The organism is Kitasatospora sp. NPDC001119, from assembly GCF_053598475.1.
The window spans coordinates 220,819-247,382 of sequence record NZ_JBSFKI010000001.1; the positions used below are offsets into that span (position 1 = coordinate 220,819).

General features: G+C 73.3%; 22 protein-coding genes. 7 read left to right on the forward strand and 15 right to left on the reverse strand.

From position 1 onward, the window contains the following. Positions 1-30 precede the first annotated feature (30 nt). From ggt to ACWDD9_RS01095, 5 genes are all read right to left on the reverse strand, one after another. Positions 31-1,821 (reverse strand): gamma-glutamyltransferase, encoded by a 1,791-nt coding sequence (gene ggt / locus ACWDD9_RS01075; protein WP_449810478.1) that lies wholly within the window; start codon positions 1,819-1,821, stop codon positions 31-33. 139 nt (positions 1,822-1,960) lie between these two features. Beyond that, positions 1,961-3,067, reverse strand: coding sequence for an ROK family glucokinase (locus ACWDD9_RS01080; RefSeq protein WP_396277058.1), 1,107 nt, complete (start codon positions 3,065-3,067; stop codon positions 1,961-1,963). Next, complete coding sequence (locus tag ACWDD9_RS01085; protein WP_234348494.1) at positions 3,064-3,966, reverse strand: ATP-binding cassette domain-containing protein; 903 nt, start codon at positions 3,964-3,966, stop codon at positions 3,064-3,066. Before ACWDD9_RS01085 ends, ACWDD9_RS01080 begins: the two co-directional genes overlap by 4 nt. A gap of 38 nt (positions 3,967-4,004) precedes the next feature. Continuing rightward, positions 4,005-5,051: an ABC transporter permease gene (locus tag ACWDD9_RS01090; RefSeq protein ID WP_049654484.1), complete on the reverse strand. Its 1,047-nt coding sequence runs from the start codon at positions 5,049-5,051 to the stop codon at positions 4,005-4,007. Then, positions 5,048-6,067 (reverse strand): sugar ABC transporter substrate-binding protein, encoded by a 1,020-nt coding sequence (locus ACWDD9_RS01095; RefSeq protein WP_049654482.1) that lies wholly within the window; start codon positions 6,065-6,067, stop codon positions 5,048-5,050. Before ACWDD9_RS01095 ends, ACWDD9_RS01090 begins: the two co-directional genes overlap by 4 nt. Positions 6,068-6,429: 362 nt before the next feature. Between ACWDD9_RS01095 and ACWDD9_RS01100 the strand changes: the two genes are divergently transcribed. Continuing rightward, complete coding sequence (locus ACWDD9_RS01100) at positions 6,430-7,512, forward strand: alpha/beta hydrolase (RefSeq protein ID WP_241853029.1); 1,083 nt, start codon at positions 6,430-6,432, stop codon at positions 7,510-7,512. 84 nt (positions 7,513-7,596) lie between these two features. Here ACWDD9_RS01100 and ACWDD9_RS01105 read toward each other — a convergent pair whose 3' ends face one another. Next, on the reverse strand, positions 7,597-9,207 hold the full coding sequence (locus ACWDD9_RS01105; RefSeq protein ID WP_074004317.1) for a PucR family transcriptional regulator: 1,611 nt from the start codon (positions 9,205-9,207) through the stop codon (positions 7,597-7,599). Positions 9,208-9,506: 299 nt separating this feature from the next. Between ACWDD9_RS01105 and ACWDD9_RS01110 the strand changes: the two genes are divergently transcribed. From ACWDD9_RS01110 to ACWDD9_RS01135, 6 genes are all read left to right on the forward strand, one after another. Then, a complete protein-coding gene (locus ACWDD9_RS01110; protein WP_049654028.1) occupies positions 9,507-10,394 on the forward strand; it encodes an FAD binding domain-containing protein in 888 nt (295 codons plus the stop codon). Continuing rightward, positions 10,391-10,879, forward strand: coding sequence for a (2Fe-2S)-binding protein (locus ACWDD9_RS01115; protein ID WP_049654030.1), 489 nt, complete (start codon positions 10,391-10,393; stop codon positions 10,877-10,879). Before ACWDD9_RS01110 ends, ACWDD9_RS01115 begins: the two co-directional genes overlap by 4 nt. Continuing rightward, positions 10,876-13,242: a xanthine dehydrogenase subunit D gene (pucD, locus tag ACWDD9_RS01120; protein WP_449810479.1), complete on the forward strand. Its 2,367-nt coding sequence runs from the start codon at positions 10,876-10,878 to the stop codon at positions 13,240-13,242. Before ACWDD9_RS01115 ends, pucD begins: the two co-directional genes overlap by 4 nt. A gap of 265 nt (positions 13,243-13,507) precedes the next feature. Next, on the forward strand, positions 13,508-14,992 hold the full coding sequence (locus ACWDD9_RS01125) for an NCS2 family permease (protein ID WP_049654048.1): 1,485 nt from the start codon (positions 13,508-13,510) through the stop codon (positions 14,990-14,992). 147 nt (positions 14,993-15,139) lie between these two features. Next, complete coding sequence (locus ACWDD9_RS01130) at positions 15,140-16,354, forward strand: XdhC family protein (protein ID WP_449810480.1); 1,215 nt, start codon at positions 15,140-15,142, stop codon at positions 16,352-16,354. 100 nt (positions 16,355-16,454) lie between these two features. Continuing rightward, entirely contained in the window at positions 16,455-16,748 is a 294-nt protein-coding gene (locus ACWDD9_RS01135) for a hypothetical protein (protein ID WP_049654035.1), read from the forward strand. Between the two features lie 19 nt (positions 16,749-16,767). Here the strand turns inward: ACWDD9_RS01135 and ACWDD9_RS01140 are convergent, their stop codons facing one another. The 9 genes from ACWDD9_RS01140 to alc form a co-directional block, all read right to left on the reverse strand. Continuing rightward, positions 16,768-17,388, reverse strand: a complete 621-nt coding sequence (locus ACWDD9_RS01140) for a LysE family translocator (protein ID WP_449810481.1) — start codon at positions 17,386-17,388, stop codon at positions 16,768-16,770. A 94-nt stretch (positions 17,389-17,482) separates the two neighbouring features. After that, positions 17,483-17,680: a type II toxin-antitoxin system VapB family antitoxin gene (locus tag ACWDD9_RS01145; protein ID WP_049654040.1), complete on the reverse strand. Its 198-nt coding sequence runs from the start codon at positions 17,678-17,680 to the stop codon at positions 17,483-17,485. 97 nt (positions 17,681-17,777) lie between these two features. Further along, positions 17,778-19,532, reverse strand: coding sequence for an SDR family oxidoreductase (locus tag ACWDD9_RS01150; RefSeq protein WP_449810482.1), 1,755 nt, complete (start codon positions 19,530-19,532; stop codon positions 17,778-17,780). Next, positions 19,529-20,443 carry a M24 family metallopeptidase gene (locus ACWDD9_RS01155; protein ID WP_449810483.1) on the reverse strand — a complete coding sequence of 305 codons (915 nt, stop codon included), beginning with the start codon at positions 20,441-20,443 and terminating at the stop codon, positions 19,529-19,531. Before ACWDD9_RS01155 ends, ACWDD9_RS01150 begins: the two co-directional genes overlap by 4 nt. A gap of 13 nt (positions 20,444-20,456) precedes the next feature. After that, positions 20,457-21,545, reverse strand: coding sequence for a PDR/VanB family oxidoreductase (locus ACWDD9_RS01160; protein WP_387969334.1), 1,089 nt, complete (start codon positions 21,543-21,545; stop codon positions 20,457-20,459). A 47-nt stretch (positions 21,546-21,592) separates the two neighbouring features. After that, positions 21,593-22,510 (reverse strand): metal-dependent hydrolase, encoded by a 918-nt coding sequence (locus ACWDD9_RS01165; RefSeq protein ID WP_049657802.1) that lies wholly within the window; start codon positions 22,508-22,510, stop codon positions 21,593-21,595. A 244-nt stretch (positions 22,511-22,754) separates the two neighbouring features. Further along, complete coding sequence (locus ACWDD9_RS01170) at positions 22,755-23,534, reverse strand: IclR family transcriptional regulator (RefSeq protein ID WP_074004310.1); 780 nt, start codon at positions 23,532-23,534, stop codon at positions 22,755-22,757. Between the two features lie 251 nt (positions 23,535-23,785). Beyond that, a complete protein-coding gene (locus tag ACWDD9_RS01175) occupies positions 23,786-25,246 on the reverse strand; it encodes a catalase (protein ID WP_449810484.1) in 1,461 nt (486 codons plus the stop codon). 116 nt (positions 25,247-25,362) lie between these two features. Then, positions 25,363-26,559 carry an allantoicase gene (alc, locus tag ACWDD9_RS01180; RefSeq protein WP_449810485.1) on the reverse strand — a complete coding sequence of 399 codons (1,197 nt, stop codon included), beginning with the start codon at positions 26,557-26,559 and terminating at the stop codon, positions 25,363-25,365. Positions 26,560-26,564 lie beyond the last annotated feature (5 nt).

Consider the following 26,564-nt stretch of genomic DNA (forward strand, 5'->3'; position numbering starts at 1 on the left):
ATACCGCCCGGCACCGACAGGCCGGCCCGGTCAGCCCGCGGGCCGGACCACCGCGGCCGAGCCGCCGCCGCGCCGCACCGGCTCGGCGGCGGCCACCCAGCGGCCGTCCGGCAGCCGTTCCACGCCGGTGGCGGCACCGATCTCGCCGCCGTTGACGAAACTGTGTCCGAGGCCCTCCAGCGCGGCCCGCTCGGGCAGCGCCAGGAAGGCGGGCTCGGCCTGGGTGGTGGCGCTGTTGCGCTGGCTGGCGCGCGGGGCGGCGATGGCCTGCTCCAGGCTCAGGCCCCGGTCGAGCCGACCGAGCAGCACCTGGAGCGTGGTGGTGATGATGGTCGCGCCGCCGGGGCTGCCGGTGGCCAGCAGCGGCTCGCCGTCGCGCAGCACGACCGTCGGGGACATCGAGGAGCGCGGCCGCTTGCCCGGGCCCGGCAGGTTGGGGTCGGGGACGCCCGGGGCGAGCGGGGTGAAGTCGAAGTCGGTCAGCTCGTTGTTGAGCAGGAAGCCCCGGCCGGGGACGGTGATGCCGCTGCCGCCGGTCTGCTCGATGGTGAGCGTGTAGGAGACGATGTTGCCCCAGCGGTCGGCGACCGTCAGGTGGGTGGTGTTGGGGCCCTCGTACGGCTCGGGGACGGCCTGGCCGGTGTCGGCGCAGGGGGCCGGGTGGCGAAGGTCGCCGGGGGCGAGCGGGCTGGTCAGCGCGTGGTCCGGGCTGATCAGGCAGGCCCGGGAGGCGGCGTAGCGCTCGGAGAGCAGTTCCCTGGTGGGGACGTCGTTGAAGGCCGGGTCGCCGACCCAGCGGTTGCGGTCGGCGAAGGAGATCCGGGAGGCCTCCAGGAAGTGGTGGTAGTACTGGGTGCCGCTGTACGTGGAGACGTCGCCGCCGTCCTCCAGGATGTTGAGCGCCTCGCCGACGGTGGTGCCGCCGGAGCTGGAGGGGGCCATCGCGTAGACGTCGTAGGCGCCGTGGGAGACGTGGGTGGGCGCCTGGTCGCGGACCCGGTAGTCGGCGAGGTCGGTGGTGTCGACCTTGCCGGGGCGGGCATTGCGGCCGGACGCCGGGTCGACCGGCGGGTGCTGCACGGTGTTGGCGATGTCCCCGGCCAACTCGCCCTGGTAGAAGGCCTTGACGCCGTCCTTGGCGAGCAGCCGGTAGGTGGCGGCGAGGTCGGGGTTGCGCAGCACGCTGCCGGTCTCGGGGGGCTTGCCGTTCGGCAGGTAGAGCGCGGCGGTGGCCGGGAAGTCCTTGAACCGGGCGTAGTTGTCGGCGGTCTGGCCGCGGAAGGTGTCGTCGACGACGAAGCCGTGGTCGGCGATCCGCTCGGCCGGTTCGAGGTTCTGGGCGAGCGAGCGGGTGCCCCACTTGCGCAGTGCGGCGTCCCAGGTGGCGGGGGTGCCGGGGACTCCGACGGACAGGCCGCTGGTGACGGCGTCGGCGAAGGCCAGCGGTTTGCCGTCCTCCAGGAACAGGCCGCTGTCGGCGGTGCGCCCGGCCGTCTCCCGGCCGTCGATGGTGTGCACCCGGCCGGTGGCGTGGTCGTAGTAGACGAAGTACCCGCCGCCGCCGATGCCGGAGGAGTACGGCTCGGTGACCCCGAGGGCCGCGGCGGCGGCGACGGCCGCGTCCACCGCGTTGCCGCCCTTGCGCAGCACCTCGATGCCGGCGGCGGTGGCGTCGGCGTCGACGGTGGCGACCGCTCCGCCCCGGCCCACCGCCTCGGGCGCCTTCGTCGGCGGGGTCGCGGCGCCGGCCGGTCCGACGCCGGACCAGACCAGCGCGGTGGCGAGCAGCAGTGGTGGTGCGAGACGGGTCAGAGCCCTCATCCGAATCCTCCTGAGTCTGCGTCAACTCAGTTGTTCCACAGGAGGGATGATCCGACAACCACACCGCGCCGCTACCAACGGGTAGTTGGCGGGGCGGGCGGGGGCGCCAGGAGAACAGTCGGCAGGCGCCCCCACCCCGCTACAGCGCGCTGCGCTCCACCCGCCGCCGCTTGATCGTGCGGAAGCGCCGCGCCACCTGCCGGGCCAGGTCGGCCGCGCCGACCAGGCCGGCCTCGTTGCCGAGGGCGGCGTGCACGATGGCGGCCTCCGGGCGGAAACCGCGCCCGGTGAGGGTGCGGCGGAAGGTGTCCCGGGCCGGACCGAGCAGCAGGTCACCGGCCTCGGAGACCCCGCCGCCGATCACGAAGCGGCCCGGGTCCAGCGCGGCGGCCAGGTTGGCGATGCCGACGCCGAGCCAGGTGCCGACCTCGTAGAGCAGCTCGGTCGCGACCGGGTCGCCCTCCTGGGCGGCCTCGGTGACCAGCGGCCCGGTGATGCCCTCGACCGTGCCGCCCGCCCGGGCCAGCAGCGGCTGCACCACCGGCGACTCCTCGGCGACCAGCTCGCGCGCGTCGCGCACCAGGGCGTTGCCGGAGGAGTACTGCTCCCAGCAGCCCCGGTTGCCGCACGGGCAGCGGTGGCCGCCGGGCAGCACCTGCATGTGCCCGAACTCGCCCGCCAGGCCGTACTTGCCGCGGTCCACGTAGCCGTCCCGGACCACCGCGCCGCCGATGCCGGTGCCCAGGGTGAGCATCACCATGTGGTCCTCGCCGCGCCCGGCGCCGAAGCGCCACTCGGCCCAGGCGGCCGCGTTGGCGTCGTTCTCCACGATCACCGGGAACCGCAGCCGCTCGCTGAGCGCCTCCTGGAGCGGCTCGTTGCGCCAGTTGAGGTGCGGGGCGAACAGCACCTTGGAGCGGTCGGCGTCGACCCAGCCGGCCGCGCCGATGCCCACGGCGTGGACGTCGTGCCGGTCGGCGAGCTGGAGCACCAGCTCGACGATGACGTCCTCGACCACCTTGGGGCTCTTGCTCTTGTGCGGCGTGTCCGTGCGCAGCTTCTCCAGCACCTTGCCCTCGCCGTCCACCACCCCGGCGACCACCTTGGTGCCGCCGATGTCGACACCGATCGTGGGCAGCCGCAGTATCCCGGCGGGCAGGGCGCGCCGGCGGCGCTCGGCGCGCGGGCCGAGGCCGAGCAGGGTCGGCAGGACGGGTGGCCGGGTGCTGCCTTGGGAGCCGGTCACGGCTGCGGACGCTCCTCACGGGTGTCGGGTTCTCGGGGGTCGGATTCTCCGGAAGCCGATTCTCCGCCACCGGGGAGCCCGGTGCCGGAGCCGCCGGGGGCGGAGCCACGGGGGTCGGAGAGCGACGGTCGGGCCAGCTCGTGCGAGAGCTCGGCGAGGTCGGAGCCGCCGGCCATCTCGGTGGTGAGCTGTTCGAGGCTGATCTCGGCACGCGGATGGCTGCCCGCCATCCGGCCCCGCCGGAGCAGGGTGAAGTGGTCGCCGACCAGGTACGCGTGGTGCGGGTTGTGGGTGATCAGCACGACCCCGAGCCCGGCGTCGCGGGCGGCGGTGACGTACTTGAGCACCACCCCGGACTGCTTGACGCCGAGCGCGGCGGTGGGCTCGTCCAGGATCAGCACCTTGGCGCCGAAGTGCACCGCGCGGGCGATCGCCACGCACTGGCGCTGCCCGCCGGAGAGGGTGCCGATCGGCCGGTCGACGTCGTACAGGTCGATGCCCATCCGCGCGAGCGCGTCGCGGGTGGTGGCGCGCATCCCCTCGGCGTCCAGCCGCAGGCCGCCCCAGCGGCGCATGCCCTGCTCGGAGCCGAGGAAGAAGTTGCGCCAGACCGGCATCAGCGGGACGACCGCGAGGTCCTGGTAGACGGTGGCGATGCCGCGGTCCAGGGCCTGGCGCGGGGAGTCGAAGCGGACCGCCTCGCCGCCGACGGTGACGGTGCCCTCGTCGTGCTGGTGCAGCCCGGAGATGATCTTGATCAGGGTGGACTTGCCGGCCCCGTTGTCGCCGAGCACGCAGCTGATCTCGCCGGCCCGCAGGGTCAGCGAGACGTCCTGGAGCGCCCGGACGGTGCCGTAGCTCTTGCCGACGCCGTCGAGGGAGAGCAGTTCGGTACCCATGGCTTCCGTGTTCGTCGCGGCCCCCGTGAGGTCCGTGTTCATCGCGGCCCCCGCTCGGCCCGGCGCTTGACGTAGGCGTTCAGCAGCGCGGCCAGCAGCAGCATCGCGCCGAGGAAGAACTTGAACCAGTCCGGGTTCCACTGGGCGTAGATGATCCCCTTGCTGGCCATGCCGAAGATCAGCGCGCCGAGCGCGGAGCCGACCACCGAGCCGTAGCCACCGGTGATCAGGCAGCCGCCGATGACCGCCGCGACGATGTAGATCAGCTCGTTGCCGACGCCCTCGCCGGACTGCACGGTGTCGAAGGAGAACAGCAGGTGCTGGCCGAGCACCCAGGCGCCGAAGCCGACGCCCAGGTACAGCAGGGTCTTCGTCCGGGCGACCGGCACGCCGACCGCGCGGGCCGCGTCCGCGTCGCCGCCGACCGCGAAGATCCAGTTGCCGAAGCGGGTGCGCAGCAGCACCCAGCTGCCGACCACGAGCAGGCCGAGCCACCACCAGACGGTGGCCTTGACGGTCAGCCCGCCGACGGTCACCTCGGAGGCGAACAGCCAGCGGCAGGCGGCGAAGCCCTCCATGTCGGAGATCGACTTGGTGGAGACGGTGCCGGAGATCGCCTTGGTGACGCCCAGGTTGGCGCCGGTCAGCATCAGGAAGGTGCCGAGCGTGACGATGAAGCTGGGCAGCCTGGTGCGGCCGAGCATCCAGCCGTTGAACCCGCCGATGGCCAGCGTGGTCGCCAGCGAGACCAGCACGCCGACCCAGGTCACCGCGGTGAACTGGTACGAGACCATCGAGGAGGTCAGCGCGGCGGTGGTGACCAGCACGCCGGCCGACAGGTCGAACTCGCCGCCGATCATCAGCAGCGAGACCGGCACCGCCATGATCCCGATGGTGGAGGCCGCGTACAGCACGGTGCCCAGCGAGGAGACCCGCAGGAACGGTTCGGCGACGACGGCGAAGACCGTGAAGACCGCGACGGCGGCGATCAGCGAGCCCAGCTCGGGGCGGGCGAGGAGCCGCCGCAGGGCCGGCGGACGGCCGTCGACCAGGCCGTCGTGGGCGAGGAGGTCGGGGGTGCTCACCTGGTCCCCCTCGCGACGTACTCGGCGAGCGCGTCGGCGTTGTCCTTGGTCAGGATCTGCGGACCGGTCTCGACGGGCTTGCCGCCGCCGAGCATGTTCAGGTTGTACTTGTACAGCCAGACCAGGTCGACGCCGGTGTAGCCCTGGAGGTAGGGCTGCTGGTCGACGGCGAAGCCGACGCTGCCGGACTTGAGCCCGGACACCACCTGCGTGCCCAGGTCGAAGGTGTCCAGCTCGACGGTGCGGTGGGCGTCCTGGACGGCCTGGAGGCCGGTGGCGGCCATCGGGCCGGAGAGGGTCAGCACGGTGTCGATGGACGGGTCGGCCTGCAGCTTGGCGGAGATCGCGGCGCGGGCGTCGGGCATGTCGACGCCGTTGACGTAGAGCACCTGGAAGGCCCCGCCGGACTTGGACTGGGCGCCGGAGCAGCGCTGCTCCTGGCCGACGTTGCCCTGCTCGTGGATCACGCAGAGCACGTTCTTGCGGCCGCGCGAGGCCAGCTCGGTACCGGCCGCCTGGCCGGCGGTGGACTCGTCCTGACCGATGTGGGTCAGCGCGCCGAACTTCTGCGAGTACTCCTGGCCGGAGTTGATCGTGATCACGGGGATGCCGGCGGCCTTGGCCTTGCCGAGGACGTCCGCCATGGCGTCGCCCTTGGCAAGGGTGACCAGCAGGCCGTCGACCTTCTGGTCGATGGCGGCCTGGACGAGCTGGACCTGGTTCTGGGTCTGCGCGTCGTTGGAGTACAGGAAGGTGATGTTGTCCTTGGCGGCGGCCTGCTCGGCGCCCTTGCGCACAGTGTCCCAGAAGGCGTCGCCGGCTCCGGCGTGGGTCACCATGGCGACCTTCCAGCGCGGAGTCGAGACGGCGCCGCCGCCGGTGGCCGCGGCCTTGGCGCGGGCCTCCTCGGCGCGTCTGCCTCCAGTACTGCTGCAACCGGCCACGGCGACCGCGAGTGCCAGGACGGCACACGCGGGCCAGAGGCGGTGGGACGGGCGAAAGCGGGTGATGCTCATCCCCATAGTCTCCCTGCCCGTGCCGCGCGGTATCGCACCGCCTCGCCCGGCAGCGCGAACGGCCTGGGAGGTAAGGTGCCCCGGGGGACCTTTCCTGGTAGTTCGCTGAACATCTGGTCCGGACGACGTCCGTTCGGGTGGCAGACTAGGCGCCGATCCGAAGGCGGTTCATCACAAGAAAGTGATGTTCCTCTCAGGTTCCGCACAGATTCGGACGGCAACCGATCACCGGTCCATCGCCGTCTGATGCCATTGACGTGCGTTCGGGCGAGTGGGCCCCGGGCGGCGTGCGACCCGGATACGAGAACTCGATGGAACTGACAGGTACGCCATTCTTCCTCCTCACCGTCATCCTGGTGCCGGTGTCCATCACAGTGGCGTTGCTGTTCTGGGGGAAGGTCGGCGGCCCGCAGCCGGTACGCTACCTCACCCGGATCGTCATGATCATGTTCTGCCAGGTCACGGCCGTCCTGATGGTCTTCGTGATGGTCAACAACGCCAACCTGATCTACGGCAACTGGGACGACCTGCTCGGCACCGGCAACCACGTCCGCGCGGTGCCCGTGGTGGCGCCGGTCGACCCGGCCGCGGCCGCCGCCGGCGGCCAGGGCGCCGAGCCCGCCAAGGAGCCGCAGAAGGTCAAGCAGAGCTTCGGCGGCGTGAACGACCCGCTCGTCCCGAACGACGTGCAGCGGACCGAGCTCAAGGGCCAGGTGTCCGGGGTCGACGGCGAGGTGCTGGTCTGGCTGCCGCCGCAGTACAACGACCCGGCGTTCAAGGACAAGAAGTTCCCCGTGGTCGAGCTGATCCCGGGCTACCCCGGCTCCTCCTCCACCTGGTACGGCACCCTCAAGGTCTCCGAGCAGCTCAAGCCGCTGATGCAGCAGGGCAAGGTCGCCCCGTTCATCCTGGTCTCGCCCCGCACGAAGCTGCTGAACAACCAGGACGCCGGCTGCACCGACATCCCCGGCAAGATCAACGCCGACGCCTGGGTCACCCGCGACGTCCCGCAGATGGTGCTGGACAACTTCCGCGCGGACCCGTCCGCGGACCGCTGGGCGATCGCCGGCTACTCGGCCGGCGCGCACTGCGCGGCCAAGCTGTCGCTGGCCCACCCCAACCGGTACCGGGCCGCCATCGCGATGTCCGGCTACAACGACCCGGCCCAGGAGCCGGACTCCCTGGTCGGCAAGGACGCCAAGCTGCGCGAGGCCAACAACCCGGTCAACATCCTGAAGACCGCCCCGCAGCCGCCGAAGGTCGCCCTGCTGGTCAGCGGCTCCAAGGGCGACGGCTACGAGGACGGCGAGGCGATCCGCGCCGCGGCCAAGGCCCCGACCACCGTCCAGGTCGAGGAGGGCACCGGCCCGCACACCACCGAGCAGTGGAAGAAGATGGTCCCCGCCGCCTTCCAGTGGCTGACCTCGGTCATCCCGGTCCAGTAGGCCGGCCGGCAACAGCGAACCGTACGGGAAGGGCCCGCCGCGACCGAGGTCGCGGCGGGCCCTTCCGCATGTCCGGACGCGGCGTCAGGCCAGCTCCAGCGCCAGGTAGAAGTCCACCCGGTCCTCCAGCCGGGAGAGGTCACGCCCGGTCAGCTCCTCGATCCGGCCGATCCGGTACCGCAGGGTGTTCACGTGGACGTGCAGCTGGGCGGCGCAGCGGGTCCAGGAGCCGTCCGAGCGCAGGAAGGCCTCCAGGGTGCGGACCAGGTCCGCCTGGTGCTCGATGTCGTACGCGATCACCGTGTCCAGCAGCCGGCTGCGGAAGGCGCGGCGCACCTCGTCCGGGACGGCGGCCAGCAGCAGGACGTGCGAGGCGAGCTCCTCGGGGCCCGCGACACAGACCCGGCCGACCCGGGAGGCGGCGATCCGGCGGGCGTGCCGGGCCTCCTCCAGGGCGCCGCGCAGGCCGCCGGCCCCGGCCGCGGGGGCGGAGACGCCGAGGGTGATCCGGCCCTCCGAGCCGAGCCCGGCCTCCAGCGGGGCGAGCAGTTCACGCAGGGCGTCGGCGGGCACCGGGGCGTCCAGGACGGGCAGCACCACCACGGCGCCGGTGCCCGTCCCGGCGACCAGGGCGCGGTCGGAGGCGCCGCCGAGCGCCTCCTCCAGCACCGCCCGTACGGCGCCCTCCGGCAGGCCGGTGCCCTCGGCGCTGAGCACCAGCCAGGAGCCGTCCTCCGCCTGGGACTTGGCCCCGGGGCCCTCGTAGCGGGCGGCCATCGCCGAGGAGGCGTACAGGGCGCGGCCGACCTCGGCCGGGTCGGCGTCGCGGCGCAGCAGGGCGAGCAGTTCGTCGGCGAGGCGGCGGCGCAGCCGGCGGCCCTCGTCGCGGCGGTGGCGCTCGGCGGCGACCAGCCGGGCCAGGTTCTCGGCGAGCTGCTGGCGCTTGGTGGTCCACTCGGTGACGTCGCCGGCCACCGCGAGCACCCAGTCGGCCAGCAGGCCGCCGCCGGCCGGCGGCTCGTCGTGCTCGGCGGAGGCCGGGGCGGGCAGCAGCGAGAAGGAGCCGGCGGCCAGCCGGGCCCGGTGCGGCGGGCGGCGGCGCTGGCGCTGGGCGGCGAGGTGGGCGCGGACCAGCTGGTCGCGGTCCTGGGCGGAGAGCCGGTCGGCGGGGCCGGCGATCACCGCGCCGGTCGGGGTGAGCACCCAGCAGTCCAGGTCGAGGTCGCCGCCGAGCAGGTCGAGCACCGCGTCCAGTCCGCCGCCGCCGGCCGCCGAGACCAGCAGGCGGTGCCGGTCGACCAGGGCGGCGAGGTCGGCGGCGCGGTCGGCGGAGACCTGGCGGCCGATGAACTCGGTGACGGTGCCGAAGGCGATGTCGTCGGGGACGGCGAGCAGCGGCATCCGGTGCCGGCGGCAGGCCTCGACCAGGTCCTCGGGCACCGGGCCGACCTCGGCCTCGCCGGCCGCCAGGGCCACCGCGCCGCCGGCCGCGAGGGTGCGGACGAAGCGCTCGGAGTCGGCCGGGACGGTGCGCCAGAGCATGCCGGTGAGCACCAGTTCGCCGCCGTGCAGGTAGCGGCCCGGGTCCTGGAGGTCCGTCGTCATCACGCCGCTGACCTGCCGGTCCAGCTCTTCCTCGGCCGCGAGCAGGCGCAGTCGCGGGGCGCCGGGGGCGAGCAGGTCACGGACGCGCATCCGCGGACTCCTTAACGGGGGCTTGGGGGGAGGGTGAAGGGGTAACGATAGGGCCTGTCCGGCCGGGCGTCCGCCCGGGTCCGTAGCCCGCGCGTCACGGCCGGATTACGGTCGTAGGTAGCACCCGGCGGACACCTGGGCTGCGAGGTTCTCCTCCTTAGAGGAACGTACAGGATGCCGGGCGGGCTCACAGCCGGGGCTTCATGCCATCGGTGACTGCCAGCGGGCCGCGTCGCGGCGGTTCACTGGGCGACACGCCGCCGGGCACCCGGCGGGCGACGACTTGAGGAGACACCCGCATGGAGTTCCTTCGGCCCGCCACCTGGGACGAGGCACTCGCGGCGAAGGCCGAGTACCCGACCGCGCTGCCCGTTTCGGGCGGCACGGACGTCATGGTCGAGCTGAACTTCGACGTGCACCGGCCATCCGCGATTCTCGACCTGAACCGCATCACCGAACTCGCCGAATGGTCGAACGACGGCGAGGTGGTGAGGCTCGGCGCCGCGGTCCCGTACGCCCGGATCATCGCGGAGCTGTCCGGTCCGCTGCCCGGGCTGGCCCTGGCGGCCCACACCGTCGGCTCGCCGCAGATCCGCAACCGCGGCAGCGTCGGCGGCAACCTCGGCGCGGCCTCCCCGGCCGGCGACTCGCACCCGGCGCTGCTCGCGGCCGGGCGGGACGTGTTCGTCGAGGCGGCCTCGGTGCGCGGCACCCGGCTGATCCCGATCGACGACTTCTACGTCGGGGTGAAGCGCAACCTGCTGGAGGCCGACGAGCTGATCCGGGCCGTGCTCATCCCGGTGGCGGACGGGCCGCAGCAGTTCTCGAAGATCGGCACCCGCAACGCCATGGTGATCGCGGTCTGCGCGTTCGGCTTCGCCCTGCACCCGCGGAACGGGACCGTCGGCACCGGCATCGGTTCGGCCGCCCCCACACCGCGCCGCGCCGTCGAGGCCGAGGAGTACCTCCAGGGCGTGCTCGCCGAGCGCGGGCTGTGGGAGTCCGGGGAGCTGCTGGGCGCCGAGGTGGTCCAGCGCTTCGGCGAGCTGGTGAAGGCCGCGGCCTCGCCGATCGACGACGTCCGCGGCACCGCCGACTACCGCCGGCACGCGCTCGCCGTGATGGCCCGCCGCACCCTCACCTGGACCTGGAACGACTACGGCAAGCAGATCAGGAGCGCGGCATGAAGGTCACTTTCACCGCCAACGGCAGGCCCGTCGAGGCCGACGACGTGTGGGAGGGCGAGAGCCTGCTGTACGTGCTGCGCGAGCGGGTCGGCCTGCCCGGCTCGAAGAACGCCTGCGAGCAGGGCGAGTGCGGCTCCTGCACGGTCTACCTGGACGGCCTCCCGGTCTGCTCCTGCCTGGTCGCGGCCGGCCAGGTGCAGGACCGCGAGGTGCGCACGGTCGAGGGCCTGGGCACGGAGGACGGCGAACTGGGCCTGGTCCAGCAGGCGTTCGTCGACGCCGGCGCCGTCCAGTGCGGCTTCTGCACCCCCGGCCTGCTGGTGCAGACCGACGCGCTGCTGGCCGAGGACCCGCAGCCGAGCGACGACGACATCCGCGAGGCGCTGTCCGGCAACCTGTGCCGCTGCACCGGCTACGAGAAGATCATGGACGCGGTGCGGCTGGCCTCGGCCCGCACGTGCGCGGGGACGGAGGGCGCGGCATGAGCGCGCGGACCATCCAGGGGCAGAAGAACCTGCAGAACATCAACCAGGCGGCCAAGGACGGCATCGGCGGCTCGCCGCTGCGCCCGGACGGCAACCTGAAGGTCCGGGGCGAGTTCGCCTACTCCTCCGACCTGTGGCACGAGGACATGCTCTGGGGCACGGCGCTGCGCTCGCCGCACCCCCGGGCGAACATCCTGTCGGTGGACGTCTCCGAGGCGCTCAAGGTGCCCGGGGTGTACGCGGTGCTGACGCACGAGGACATCCCCGGCTCGAAGTACTACGGCCTGGAGATCCAGGACCAACCGGCCCTGGCCATCGACCGGATCCGCTACCACGGCGAGGCGATCGCGCTGGTCGCCGCCGACCACCCGGAGACGGCCCGCCGGGCGGTGAAGAAGATCGCGGTCGAGTACGAGGTGCTCACCCCGATCGTCACCGAGGAGCAGTGCCTCGACCCGGAGACGTACGGGTACGTGCACGAGCCGCACGAGTACAAGTCCCACGCGTACGGCAACATCTGCCACGAGCAGCGGCTGGTCTCCGGCCGCGGCGTGACCGACGAGGTGCGGGCGCTGGCGGACGTGGTCGTCAGCGGCGACTACGAGGTCGGCATGCAGGACCAGGCCTTCCTCGGCCCGGAGTCCGGCCTCGCGGTGCCCGCCGAGGACGGCGGCATCGACCTCTACATCGCCACCCAGTGGCTGCACGTCGACCGCCAGCAGATGGCGCCGGTGCTGGACCTGCCGGAGGAGAAGGTCCGGCTGACCCTGGCCGGCGTGGGCGGCGCGTTCGGCGGCCGCGAGGACCTGTCGATGCAGATCCACGCCTGCCTGCTGGCCCAGCACACCGGCAAGCCGGTCAAGATCGTCTACTCCCGGGACGAGTCCTTCTTCGGCCACGTCCACCGCCACCCGGCGCGGATGCACTACGAACACGGCGCCACCCGGGACGGCCGGCTGGTCTACGCCGACTGCCGGATCGTGCTGGACGGCGGCGCGTACGCCTCCGCCTCCCCCGCCGTGGTCGGCAACGCGGCCTCGCTCGGGCACGGCCCGTACGTGATCCCCAACGTGCGGATGCACGCCATCGCGCTGTACAGCAACAACCCGTCCTGCGGGGCGATGCGCGGCTTCGGCGCGGTGCAGGCGGCGTTCGGCTACGAGTCGCAGATGGACAAGCTGGCCGCCGCCCTGGGCATGGACCCGGTGGAGCTGCGGCAGCTCAACGCGATGTCCGAGGGCGACTTCATGCCCACCGGCCAGCAGATCGACTCCCCCGCGCCGGTGGCCGAACTGCTGCGGCGGGCCAAGGAGATGCCGCTGCCGCCGCCGCTGGACACCGAGCACCTCGACGTCCGCCGGCTGCCCGGCGCGCTGTCCAACACCTCGCACGGCGAGGGGATCGTCCGCGGCGTCGGCTACTCGGTCGGCATCAAGAACGTCGGCTTCTCCGAGGGCTTCGACGACTACTCCACCGCCCGGGTGCGGCTGGAGGTGATCGGCGGCGAGCCGGTCGCCATGGTGCACACCGCGGCGGCCGAGGTCGGCCAGGGCGGCGTCACCGTGCACGCCCAGATCGCCCGCACCGAGCTGGGCGTCGAACAGGTCACCATCCACCCGGCCAACACCGAGGTGGGGTCGGCCGGTTCGACCTCCGCCTCGCGCCAGACGTACATGACCGGCGGGGCGGTGAAGCTGGCCGCCGAGGCGGTCCGCCGGGAGCTGTTCGACAAGGGGCGCCGACGCTACGGCTGGGCCCACGACGACCTGGTGCTGGCCGACGGCAAGGTGGTGTCGAAGAGCGCCGGCGCGCTGGTCTCCATCGTCGACCTGCTCGGCGACGAGGCCGTCGAGCAGACCCGCGAGCACCACCACCGGCCCACCCAGGCCTTCGACAAGGAGACCGGCCAGGGCTTCGGCCACGTCCAGTACACCTTCTGCGCCAACCGCGCGGTGGTGGACGTGGACGTGGAGCTGGGCCTGGTCAAGGTGGTCGAGCTCACCGCCGTCCAGGACGTCGGCAAGGCGCTCAACCCGCTCTCCGTGGTCGGCCAGATCCAGGGCGGCTGCACCCAGGCGCTGGGGCTCGCGGTGATGGAGGAGATCATCGTGCGGGAGGGCAAGGTGCGCAACGCCTCCTTCACCGACTACCTGATCCCCACCATCCTGGACACCCCGCCGATCCCGGTGGAGGTGCTCGAACTGCCCGACCCCAACGCCCCGTACGGGCTGCGCGGGGTCGGCGAGGCGCCGACCGTCTCGGCGACGCCCTCCATCGTGGCCGCCATCCGCAACGCCACCGGGCTGGCGCTCAACCGGATCCCGGTCCGGCCGGAGCACCTGACCACCGAACGGCCGCTCTGACGGCCCGAGTTCGTCCTCCCCGGGGCGGCGACCGTCTTCCCCGCCGCCCCGGGGACACCTCCCACCGCCCGGAGGCGTCCCGTACACCCGCTGCCCTGCCCACGCCGGGGCCCGCAGCGGTGCGCACCACCCTCTGATGCACCGCGGGCACTCCCCCGCTGCTCAGGAGTGCCCCCGTGAGTCGATACGTCCCCCTACGCCGCTTCGTTGACCGGCGGTCAGGTCGGCTCGCCCACCCCAACCCCCTTTGACACTTGGGATGGACATGACCAGAATCCCCACGGAGCCCGGCACCACCGAAGACAGACCCGCCGAGGACGGCACCCGTCCGTCGTCCCAGGACGCCCCACGCCCCACCGGCGCACTGGACGCCTACTTCAAGATCTCGGCCCGGGGATCGACCCTCGCCAACGAACTGCGCGGTGGGGTCACCACCTTCATGGCGATGGCGTACATCATCCTGCTCAACCCGCTCATCCTGAGCGGCGCGGACGCGACCGGCGCCAAACTGGACCCCGCCGCGCTGACCACCGCCACCGCGCTGGCCGCCGCCGTCACCACCGTCCTGATGGGCCTGGTCGGCAACGTGCCGCTCGCCCTCGCCGCCGGGCTCTCCGTCTCCGGCGCGGTCTCCGCGCTGGTCGTCCCGCACACCACCTGGGCGCAGGCCATGGGCCTGTGCGTGATCTACGGCCTGCTGATCGTGCTGCTGGTCGTCTCCGGGCTGCGCGAGCGGATCATGAACGGCATCCCGCTGCCGCTCAAGCACGCCATCACCATCGGCATCGGCCTGTTCGTCACGGTGATCGGCCTCTACAAGGCCGGGTTCATGCACACCGGCGGCCCCACCCCGCTCTCGCTCGGCCCGACCGGCGAGCTGTCCGGCTGGCCGGTGCTGGTCTTCTGCGTCACCCTGCTGGCGATCTTCGTGCTGATGGCGCGCGGCGTCCGCGGCGCGATCCTGCTCGGCATCGCCGGCGGCACCGTGCTCGCGGTGATCGTCAACCGGGCCGCCCACGTGCCCGCCGGGGCCTGGCGGAACTCGGTGCCGGTCTGGCCCGGCAGCCCCGTCTCCGCACCGGACTTCGGCCTGTTCGGCCACGTCGACCTGTTCGGCGCGTTCGGCGGCCACGGCATGGGCGCGATCAGCGCCTCGGTCGCGGTGTTCACCCTGGTGCTGGCCGGCTTCTTCGACGCGATGGCCACCATCATCGGCGTCGGCACCGAGGCCGGACTTGCCGACCGGCGCGGCCGGATGCCCGGACTGTCCAAGGCGCTGTTCATCGACGGCGCGGGCGGCGCGGTCGGCGGCCTGGCGGGCGCCTCCGGGCAGACCGTCTTCGTCGAGTCCGCCACCGGCGTCGGCGACGGCGCCCGCACCGGGCTCGCCTCCACCGTCACCGGCGCCCTGTTCGCGCTGATGCTGTTCTTCTCGCCGATCGCCGGGATCGTCCCGGTCGAGGTCGCCTCGGCCGCCCTGGTCGTGATCGGCTCGATGATGATGAGCCAGGCCCGGCACATCGACTGGTCCGACCGCGAGGTGGCCGTCCCGGCCTTCCTCACCTGCGTGCTGATGCCGTTCACGTACAGCATCACCGCGGGCGTCGCGGCCGGCGTCATCTCGTACACCGTCATCAAGGCCGGGCTGGGGCGCTGGCGCGAGCCCGGGGTGCTGATGTGGATCCTCACCGCGGTGTTCGTGGTGTACTTCGCGATCACCCCGGTCAAGTCCTGGCTGGGCGTGCACTAGGCACCCGGGCGCCTTCGCCCTGTTCGCGCCCGCGTCGGGCAGGGCCTCGGGGCAGGACCGCCTTGGGCACCACGGCCGCCGTACGGGATCGTTTCCCGTACGGCGGCGTCTCCCGCTACTGTCGAAACCGTGTAAGGAGCCTCCCCCATGCAGGACATCGCCGAGCAGCTGCGGGCCTGGCACGCGTCCGGGCGCTCCTTCGCCGTGGCCACCGTGGTCGGCGTCTCCGGCAGCGCTCCGCGCGACCCCGGGGCGGCGCTGGCCGTGGACGCGGACGGCGAGGCGGTCGGCAGCGTCTCCGGCGGGTGTGTCGAGGGCGCGGTGTACGAGCTGTGCCGGGCCGCCCTGGCGAGCGGCGAGCCGGTGCTGGAACGCTTCGGGTACAGCGACGAGGACGCCTTCGCGGTGGGTCTGACCTGCGGCGGCGTCCTGGACGTGTTCGTCCAGCCGGTGGTGCCGGGGGCCGATGCCGGGCTGGACACCGGGATCGCGCACATCGCGGCCGGCACACCGGTGGCCCTGGTCCGGGTGATCGCCGGACCGGGCGGGGCGGGCGGGCTGGTCGGGGCCACCCTGGCGGTCACCGCGGACGGCGTGGCCGGCGCGCTCTCGCCCACCCCCTCGACGGTCGGCGCCCTGGAGCGGGCGATCGTCGTGCGGGCCCGGGCGATGCTGGAGGCCGGACGCACCGGCCGGCTGGTGCTCGGCCTGGACGGCCGCCCCTGCGACGAACACGGCCGGGGCACCGTCACCTGCTTCGTCGAGTCGTACGTGCCCGCGCCGCGGATGCTGGTGTTCGGGGCGATCGACTTCGCGGCCGCGGTGGTGCGGATCGGCAAGTTCCTCGGCTACCACGTGACGGTCTGCGACGCCCGGCCGGTCTTCGCCACCGCCCGCCGCTTCCCGGAGGCCGACGAGGTGGTGGTCGACTGGCCGCACCGCTACCTGGACTCCCAACTCGGCCGGATCGACGGACGCACCGTGCTCTGCGTGCTCACCCACGACGCCAAGTTCGACATCCCGCTGCTGGAACGCGCCCTGCGGCTGCCGGTCGGCTACGTCGGCGCGATGGGATCGCGCCGCACCCACCGGGACCGCGCCGCCCGGCTCCGCGAGGCGGGGCTCACCGAGGCCGAACTGGCCCGGCTGCGCTCCCCGATCGGCCTGGACCTCGGCTCCCGCACCCCGGAGGAGACGGCGGTCTCGGTCGCCGCCGAGATCGTCGCCCACCGGCGCGGCGGCAGCTGCCTGCCACTGAGCGCCTCGGACGGGCCGATCCACCACGACCTGTCGCGCACGGGGACGGAGGGTGACGGGGGCAGCGCGGCCGGCGGCCCGGCACCCCGCACCCACGCGGCCTGAGCCGGGAGCGGCTCCGGCACCGCTCACGTTGCGTGGCCACCGGCGCGGCGGGAGGCTGGAGTTGCGGACTCACCCCGAGCCCGGGGAAGGAGCGGGCATCATGCGCGCCCTGCTGGAGGTCGAAATCGACACCGCGGCCTCGAACAAGCTGATCAGCGACGGAACGATGGCCGAAGGGGTCCAGCGCATACTGGCCCAACTGAAGCCGGAGGCGGCCTACTTCCTCAACCGCAACGGGAGCCGCGGCATGGTCATGGTCGTCGACGTCCCGGACGAGGCCTCGCTGCCGTCCATCGCCGAGCCGTTCTGGACCCAGCTGAACGCCACCGTCGACCTGCACATCTGCATGAACGCGGACGAACTCATGGAAGGACTGAAGCGTCTCGGCCGCTGAGCCGCCGGGCCGTCCCGCCTCAGTCGGTCAGCGCCAGCTTCACGCCGAAGCCCACCACCACGGCGCCGGTCACCCGGTCCATCGACCGCCGGGCGGCCGGCCGGCGCAGCCAGCCGCGCAGCACCCGGGCGAAACCCACCAGGACGGTCGACCAGAGCAGGCCCTCCACGACGTGCACGCAGGTCAGCGCCACACCGGCGGCGAAGTGCGGGACGCCGGCCGGGATGAACTGCGGCAGCACGGCCACGTAGAAGACCCCGACCTTGGGGTTCAGCAGATTGGTCAGCGTGCCCCGCCGCCAGCCGTGCGCGAACCCGCCGTCCTCCGGCTCCTCCTCGGCCGCCGCCTCACCGCCCCGGTTGCGCAGCATCCCGATGCCCATCCACACCAGGTACGCCGCGCCCGCCCACCGCAGGACCTCGTACGCCACCTGCGAGGCGGTGAGCAGCGCCGTCACCCCGGCCGAGGTCAGCGTCCCCCAGATCAGCGTCCCGGTCTGGATCCCCAGCACGACCCCCCACGCCTGCCGCCGCCGCCCCAACGCGGAGGTCCGCAGGACCAGCGCCGTGTCGAGCCCGGGCGTGAGCGTGAGCAGCCCCACGACGAGGGCGAAGGACCACAGGGCCGTTGTCATCTCCATGGGCCTCGATGCTCTCACAGCCCCGAAGGGACCTCGTCAAGCGGCCGCCGCTCAGTCCGCCGACCCCGGCGGGACGACCCACTCGGTGGAGCGCTCACTCACCCTTTTCCACCGGCCCGGTGAGATCGGGCAGCCCACCGTCCTCGAGCCAGGTCGTGAAGACCTGGCGCTTGCGACGCTTCACCGCATCCTCGAGGGCGGCGTTGACGGTGGCGGTCTTGGTCGTCGTACCGAAGATCTCCGCAGCCTCGGCCAGCAGGTCGTCGTTGATGTCCATCACGGTACGGGCCATGACCAACCTCCCGAGCGAAGCGGGGTCTGCGAAATCGGGTTCGACCGTATCCGATCTCGCAGGCCCCACGGGGCCCGATCGGCCGTTGTTCACCCGGTCAGGTGACGTTGAGGCGGGCGGCGAGGCGCAGCAGGCCGGGGCTGAGGCGGGAGAGGAAGCGGGCGGCCTTGGCCTCGGGGGTGACGGGGACGACGGGCCTGCCGGTGCGGACGGCGGTCACGATGGCGGTGGCGACCTTCTCCGGGGGGAAGCCGCGGCGGGCGTAGAGCTTCGCGGCGCGGGCCTGCTTGGCGGCCTGCTCGGTGGAGGTGGTGGCGGAGAAGGTGGAGGTGCGGGTGATGTTGGTGTTGACGATGCCGGGGCAGATGGTGGAGACGCCGATGCCGTGGCCGACGAACTCGGCGCGCAGGCAGTCGGAGAGCATGAACACCGCGGCCTTGCTGGTGGCGTAGGCGGTGAGCGCCTTGGACGGCAGGTAGGCGGCGGCGGAGGAGACGTTGACGATGTGGCCGCCCCGGCCGCGGTCGGCCATCAGGGTGCCGAAGGCGCGGCAGCCGTGGATCACGCCCCAGAGGTTGACGTCCAGGACCCGCTGCCACTCCTTCTCGGTGGTCTGCAGGAACGTCCCGGAGTGCCCGATGCCCGCGTTGTTGACCATGACGTCGGGCACCCCGTGCTCGGCCGCGACGGTCTGCGCGAAAGCGTCCACCGCGGCGCCGTCGGAGACGTCCACCCGGTAGGCGTGCGCCGGCGGGCCGATCAGCGAGGCCAGTTCGGCGGTGCGCTCGGCGGCCGCGAGGTCGAGGTCGCAGACCACCACCCGGGCGCCGTCCTCGGCGAAGGCGAGCGCGGTGGCCCGGCCGATGCCGCTGCCGCCGCCGGTGACCACGACCAGCCGGCCGTCGCCCTCCTCGGGGCGGACCCGGCCCTCGTCGGTGCGGGTGGTGAACTCGCGGACCAGTCCGGCCACGGTGGCTCCCTTCTCCAGCAGCGCCGACCAGTGGCCGGCGTGCAGCGTCCTGCGGGTCAGGTTCGGCGCCCAGCGCTCCAGCCCCTCGGAGAGGTAGGTGCCGACGTACCGGTCCCGGGTGAGGGTGATCAGCTGGACCGGCACCTCGGTCGGCCGCTCGCGCGGACTGCCCAGGGTGGGGCGGAAGTTGGCCCGGTACAGCTCGATGCCGCGGACCGCGTCGCGGCGCAGGGTGGGCTGCGGGTGGTCGGCGCGCGGGGTGACGTGCTCCAGGTCGCGCAGCACCCTCGGCCAAGCTCGGGCCAGGCCGAGGCGCCAGACGCCGGGGGCGAGGTAGGGCAGGTGGAAGGCGGTGATGTACCAGGAGTGCAGGCCCTGGTGGAGCAGCTGCCCCAGGTGGCGGGGGGTGGGGCGGCGCAGCCGGTGGCGCAGCCAGTGGCCCATGTGGTCCAGGCTGGGGCCGGACAGGGTGGTGTACGAGGCGATCCGGCGCTCGGCGCCGGGTGCGGTGACGGCCTCCCAGGACTGGATCGAGCCCCAGTCGTGGGCGAGCAGGTGCACCGGGCGGTCGGGGCTGACGGCGTCGGCGACGGCGAACAGGTCCTCGGCGAGGTGCTCCAGGCGGTAGCCGGACCGGTCGGCGGGGGCGGCCGACTCCCCGGCGCCGCGCACGTCGTAGCGGACCACGTGGTGGTCGCGGGCGAGGTCGGCGGCGATGTCGTCCCAGACGGTGTGGGTGTCGGGGTAGCCGTGCACGAGGAGGACGGTGGGGGCGTCCGGGTCGCCCTGCTCGAAGACGGCGAGCGGGAGGCCGCCGGAGTGGACGGTCCGGCGGCGGACCGGGGGCTTCGCCCGCGCCTGGGGCTTCGTCGGGAACGTCATCGGGTGGCCTCCAGGGTGGTCGGCTCGGCGGCGGTCGGCTCCGTGTCGGTCTGCTCCGTGGTGGCCGGCTCGGCGGTGGTGGCGGCGGTCCAGCGGCGGACGTGCGGCAGGTCGTCGTCGAGCCAGTAGGCGTCGTCCTCGGTGACCACCAGCAGTTCCTCGAACTTGATGCCCACGCCCCGGAAGCCGATGTGCGGCTCGACCGCCCACAGCCCCGGGGTGGGCGCGTGCCGGGACGACCGCCCGTCGGCCCAGAGCGGCGAACGGCCGTGCAGCCGCTCGGTGACGAGCTCGCGGCCGAGGGTCTGGAGGGTGCGCACGCCGAAGCCGAAGACGTTCACCCCGGCCGGGCCGCGCGCGGTGTTGCGGGTGACCTGGTGGCCGATCACCCGGCCCGGGTAGACCTGGTGGCGGTTGTCGTAGCCGTGCGCGGCGATCTGGGCGTCCACCGCGGCGTACACCTCGGCGAGCGGCCTGCGGGCCCGCACCTCGGCGAGGATCAGCTCGCGGTAGACCTTCAGGTCGGCGGCCAGCCGGTCCCAGACCCGGTTCTCGCCGACCTTGCCGCCGTAGCCGATGTCGGCGGTGTAGCCGTCCACCACGGGCGCGCAGTCCAGCACGTACGGCATGCCCTCCTCCAGCCGGCGGTTGCCGGCGAAGAACTGGAGCGGGGTGTGGAAGTGCCGGAACGCCGTCCGGTCGCCGAACCAGGCGAAGGGGACGTGGAAGAAGTCCTGCACCCCGGCGGCGACCAGGCGGCGGCGCAGCTCGGCGGTGGTCTGCCGCTCGGTGACGCCGGGTTCGATCCAGGCGGCGACCTGTTCGGCGCAGTGGTAGGCGAGTTGCTGGGTCTCGCGGAAGCGGGCGAGGTCGCGCTCGGTGTAGCGGAAGGCGGGGGTCGCTTTCGCCATGGCGGAGCTCCTTCTAGAGGTCGAGCACGAGGGTCTCACCCTCGGCGGCCCGGGAGACGCAGGGCAGCAGGGCGCCGGCGGCGCGCTGCTCGGGGGTGAGCCTGCGGTCCCGGTGGTCGGGCGAGCCGGCCAGCAGGCGGACCTCGCAGGTGCCGCAGAAGCCCTGGTGGCAGGAGTACGGGAGGTCCGGGCGGGCCTCGCGCAGCACGTCCAGGGCGGAGCGGTCGGCGGGGACGTCGAGGGTCGGGCCGTCGGTGCCGAGTCGGACGGCGAACGGTTCGCCGTCGGTGACCGGGGCCGCGCCGAAGCGCTCGAAGTGCAGGGAGGCGGCCGGGGAGCCGTCCAGGGCGCGCTGCACGGCGGAGAGCATCGGGGCCGGGCCGCAGCAGTAGACGGCGGCGCCGCGCGGGGCGTGGGCGAGCAGTTCGGCGCCGGTGGGGACGCCGCCGTGCTCGTCGTCGGTGCGCAGCACCACCCGGTGCGGGTCGAGGGCGCGCAGCTCGTCCGTGTACGGGAGGGTGTCGGCGCTGCGGCCGACGTGCACCAGGCGCCAGTCCAGGCCGTGCCGCTGCGCCTCGCGGGCCATCGGGAGCAGCGGGGTGATGCCGATGCCGCCGGCCAGCAGGAGGACGGCGGGCTCGGCGCAGAAGGCGAAGCCGTTGCGCGGGCGGCGGGCGGTGAGCCGGGTGCCGGGGTGCAGGGCGTCGTGGACCTCGACGGACCCGCCGCCGCCCTCGGGCAGCCGCCGGACGGCGATGCGGTAGACGGCGCGGTCGGCCGGGTCGCCGCTGAGGGAGTAGTGGCGCTCGCGGCCGGAGGGCAGGACGAGGCGCAGGTGGGCGCCGGGCTGCCAGCCGGGCAGCGGGCCGCCGGAGGGGTCGGCGAGCCGCAACTCGACGACGTCGGCGGCCGGTCGGCGGCGTTCGGCGACGACCAGCTGGAGCGGCGGGGTGGGGCGGCTGAGCGGGCGCCGGGGGTTGCGGCGCAGCAGGGGGCTGCCGAGGGCCGGGGAGTAGCGGTCGCCGAAGGCGGTGAGCCGGCGCATGAAGCCGTCGGCGCGGGGGCGGCCGTAGAGGTCGGGGGGCGGGGCGAGCGGGTCCATCCGGCGGGGTCCTTGGGGTGAGGGGGGAGAGGGGGCTGTCGCCCGCGTCAGCCGCGCCCGGCGGCCGCGCGGGCGGCCGGGGAGGCGGCGAGGTAGCCCAGCGCCTGGCTGGACGAGCCCTCCTGGGTCGGGTGGTAGCCCGGCCGCAGGTAGCGCAGCCCGGAGCGGACCGACTTGACCGGGTCCGGCAGCAGTCCGCGCTTGGCGATCCGGCCGGCCTCCCGCCAGGTGGGCTTGAGCCGCCCCGCCAGGGTGGGGTCGGCGGCGAGCAGGAACCGGGCGCCGCGCACCCAGAGGTGGACCAGCAGCGGCCCGGAGACGGCCATTCCGCGCACCCGGCGGAGGTAGCCCGGGTCCAGGTGGACCATCAGGTCGTAGGCGACGCTGCGGTGCTCGACCTCCTCCGCGCCGTGCCAGCGCAGCAGGTCCAGCATCGTCGGGTCCGCCTTGGCGCGGTCCAGGCCCGGGGAGTTGAGCGCCCAGTTGCCGAGGAAGGCGGTGAAGTGCTCGATCGCCGCGATGAAGGCGACCCGCTCGATGACGTTCTCGCGCTGCCGGGCCGGCGACAGCCCCGGCTTGTCGCCGAGGACGCGCTGGAACAGCCAGGAGATCTGCCGGACGTACGGCCGCGGGTCGAGCCCCTGGCCGAGCAGGTGGTCCAGGACCTCCTGGTGCGCTTCGGCGTGGATGGCCTCCTGGCCGATGAACCCGAGGACCTCCTCGCGCAGTTGCTCGTCCCGGATGAGCGGCAGCGCCTCCTTGAACACCTTGACGAACCACCGCTCGCCCTCGGGCAGCAGCAGGTGGAGCACGTTGATGACGTGGGTGGCCATCGGCTCGTCCGGGATCCAGTGCAGCGGCAGCCGGGACCAGTCGAAGCGGACGTCCCGGGGCTCCAGCACGAGGCTCTCGTGCACGCGTGCGGCGGGCGCGGCGAGGGCGGGGACGGGGGTGGAACGGGGCATGGCAGGCCCTCCTGACCTGGGGGCGGCGGCTCGGCTCCAGGGAAACGTACTCGCGGGTAGCCATCGGGACAAGGGGTTCGGCACCCCTTATCGACATCGAGTCTAATAAGTGACGCGCACCGTCGGGCGACGCGCGCGGCCGGACGCCATCGGACACCGTGGGGAAACACGGGAAACGCGGGAGGCCCCACCGGACTCCCGGCGGGGCCTCACCGACGTCACGCGCGCGACGGCCGCCCCGCCGTCAGACCGCCATCGCCAGCATCAGCGGCGCCGCCCGGGCCGCCAGCAGCTCGGCAGCGGCCTTCAGCTTGTGGATGTTGTCCGCCGGCATCGAGGTGGCCAGGCAGCCGACCGTGCTGCCCGCCGTGATCGGCACGGCCGCGCACACCGTGCCCAGCGCGTACTCCTGGATGTCCAGCACCGGCACCGTGGCCGGCTGCCGCTCCAGCCGGTGCATCAGCTGGTCGGCGTCGACGACGGTGCGGGAGGTGAGCCGGGCGACCGGGTGCCGGGAGAGGTGGTCGCGCCGGGCGTCCGCGTCCAGCTGGCCGAGCAGGCACTTGCCGATCGCACTGGCGTGCGCGGTGGCCCGGAAGTCCACCCACTCCTGCACGGCCGGGGCGTAGTCGGCGGCCGAGACCGCCTCCACCGACAACTCCCCGTCGTGGTACCGGGTGAAGTACACGGCGGCGCCCAACTCGTCCCGGAGTTCGGCGAGCTTGCGGTTGAGCCGGGCCTTCACCAGCTGCTCCCGGTTGTGCTGGCCGAGCAGGGCGAAGGTGCCGCCCAGCAGCCAACCGCCGTCCTGGCACTGGAGGTAGCCCTCGACCTCCAGGATCTCGGCGAGCCGGCGCACGGTCGGCAGCCCGAGCGAGGTCTCCCGGGCGAGGGCCACCAGGGTGGCTCCGTCGGAGTGGCGGTCGACCGCCTCCAGCAGTCTGAGGGCGTGCTGCAGGGAGGTGAACGGGCCCGTCGGACCCTGGTCAAGCGCGGCGTGACGACCCGGGGCTGGTGTCGACATGTCGTCCCCTTCCGATGTCCCCCCACGGAGCGACCGCGGGCGCACACCAGCCTATCGACCCGGCGGCTCCGACGACTGCCGTCCGTACATATCCGTGGACAATCCGTGCAGGCCCACCGGCCGACCTGGGCGGACGCGACGGGCCCCTCCCCCACTGCCCGGGAGGAGGGGCCCGTTCCGCGGCCGCCGGGTACGGGCCCGGCGGCCACGAGGGTGGCGGTGCGGAGGGTGGTGCGGGCGGTGCGGGCGGGTCAGCCCTCGTCGCCCGCGCGCAACTTGGCGACGGCGGCGGCCAGTCGGGCGCCGTACTCCTCGTCGGCGGCGTGGAAGTGGGCGAGGTTCCGCTCCACCACGTCGTCGCGCGAGACCTGCGCCAGGAAGCCCGCGATGTTGCCGACCAGGCGGGTCTTCTCGCCGTCCGACATCAGCCGGTACAGCTCGCCGGCCTGGAAGAAGTCGTCGTCCTTGGTGTGCGCCGGGGTGGTGTAGGTGCCGGTGTGGCCGGTCACCTTGACCGGCGCGGCCGTCGCGTCGCCGGTCTGGGCCGGGCCGTCGTACGAGTTGGGCTCGTAGTTCCTGCCGCGGCCGGCGCTGTTGGCGGCCATCTGGCCGTCCCGGCCGTAGTTGGCGGCCTCGGTGGCGCGCGGGGCGTTCACCGGCAGCTGGGTGTGGTTGACGCCGAGGCGGTAGCGCTGGGCGTCCGCGTAGGCGAACAGGCGGCCCTGGAGCATCTTGTCCGGGGACGGGCCGATGCCGGGCACGAAGTTGTTCGGCGAGAACGCGGCCTGCTCGACCTCGGCGAAGACGTTCTCCGGGTTCCGGTTGAGCACCAGGCGGCCGACCTTGACCAGCGGGTAGTCCGCGTGCGGCCACACCTTGGTGAGGTCGAAGGGGTTGAAGCGGTAGTCCGCGGCCTCGGCGACCGGCATCAGCTGGACGTAGAGGGTCCAGGACGGGAACACCCCGCGCTCGATGGCCTGGTGGAGGTCGCGCTGGTGCGAGTCGGCGTCGCCGCCGACCACCTCGGCGGCCTGGTCGCCGTCCAGGCAGCGGATGCCCTGGTTGGTCTTGAAGTGGTACTTCACCCAGTAGGCGTCGCCGTCGGCGTTGACCCACTGGTAGGTGTGCGAGCCGTAGCCGTTCATGTGGCGGTAGGAGGCCGGGATGCCCCGGTCGCCGAACAGCCAGGTGATCTGGTGGGTCGAGGCCGGCGAGTGGGCCCAGAAGTCCCAGACGTTGTCCGCCTCCTGCACGCCGGTGTACGGGTCGCGCTTCTGCGAGTGGATGAAGTCGGGGAACTTGATCGGGTCCTTGATGAAGAACACCGGGGTGTTGTTGCCGACGAGGTCGTAATTGCCCTCCTCGGTATAGAACTTGAGCGCGAAGCCGCGCGGGTCGCGCACCGCGTCGCTGGCGCCCAGGTTGCCGGCCACGGTGGAGAAGCGCAGGAAGACCTCGGTGCGCTTGCCGACCTCGGAGAGGAAGCCCGCCCGGGTGTACCGCGCGACCTCGTCGGTGACCTCGAAGTAGCCGTACGCGCCGGAGCCTCGGGCGTGCACCACGCGCTCCGGGATGCGCTCGCGGTTGAACCGGGCCAGCTTCTCCAGCAGGTGCTGGTCCTGGATCAGCAGCGGACCGTACTCGCCGGCCGAGGCCGAGTTCTGGTTGTCGGCGACCGGGGCGCCGGACTCCGTGGTCAGGATCTTGGGCATGGAGGGTCCTTCAGGTGTCGATAAGCGCGGTGCGTGGAGAGTGAGGTGACGGATCGTCAGATCCGTTCGCCGGAAAAGGTTCCCTGGGGTTCCCGACGAGCGGATCCGACTTGTCGTCAGTTTCCGAGCAGGCTCCGGACGACGGTCGCGGCCGCGGCCGGGTCGGCCACCGGGCGGGCGGCGGTCAGCGCGGCGGCCTCGTCGGCGGTGAGACCGGCCCCGGTGAGGGCCGCGACGGCCTCGGCGGCCGGGAGGGCGTTGAACCAGCGCAGCGCGAGGGCCGCGCGGCCGGCCCCGGTGAGGCGGCCGGTGAGCCGGAGGCGGGCGAGGCCGCCGTCCGGGTGGACGTTGATGCGCACGTGGGTCACCGGGCGGCCGGCGGCGAGCCGGAAGCGGTGCCGGGTGTCGGGCTGGAGCCGCGTGCGGGGCAGGAGTTCGAACCACTCGCCGTCGGCCGGGTCGGCCCCGGTCGAGGCGTCGAAGCCGATCAGGTCGGCCCAGCCGGGGGCATTGGCGACGAAGTAGGAGGTGTCCACTTCGGCGGCCAGGACCTCACCGCCCCCGGCCAGGGCGATCTGCACCCAGTCGTTGGCCTTGTCGCGCCGACGCCGGGTCTCCCAACCGTCGCCCATGACGGAGGCGCGGCCGGGAGCGTTCAGGTTGTGCGGGGAGGAGAAGTAGCGGTCGGAGGCCGCCTCGGCCACGCCGCCGTACTCCTGGGCGGCCAGGTCGAAGGTGAGGCCGTCCAGTTCGCGCGGATCGGGCAGTACCTCGCCGTGCACCCGCAGCCGGGCGACCCCGCCGTCCGGGAAGATGTTCAGCCGTACGTGGGTGTAGCGGGTGCCGTCCGCGACGGCGAACTCGTGGGCGGTGTCGCCGTCGAGCGCGGTGCGCGGCACGATCGTGGTCCACTCGGCGTCCTGGAGCTCCTCGGGCGAGGGGTGGCCGGGGACGGACGCGGCCTCGACCGAGGCGGTCTCCGGGTAGTTGCCCGTGAAGTGGGCGGTGTCCACGATCACGCCGCGGACCACCCCGGCGGCGCCGAGCCGGACGATCGCCCAGTCGTGGTCCTCGTCGGTGGGGTGCGGCTGGTCGGCGGAGACGCCGCGGCGGCGCTTGGACTCCCAGCCGTCCATGATCTGGCCCTTGTGGCCGAAGGTGTGCGGGCGGAACGCGGCCGGCTTGGCGACCAGCAGGTTCTCGGCGTCCGCGAAGGTGTCCTCGTTGGTGGCGACGACGCCCGCCCCGAGCAGTCGGGAGGCCAGGTCGACCAGCTCGGTGAAGGGAGCACTCGGGGTGTCGGCAGTGGTCACTGACT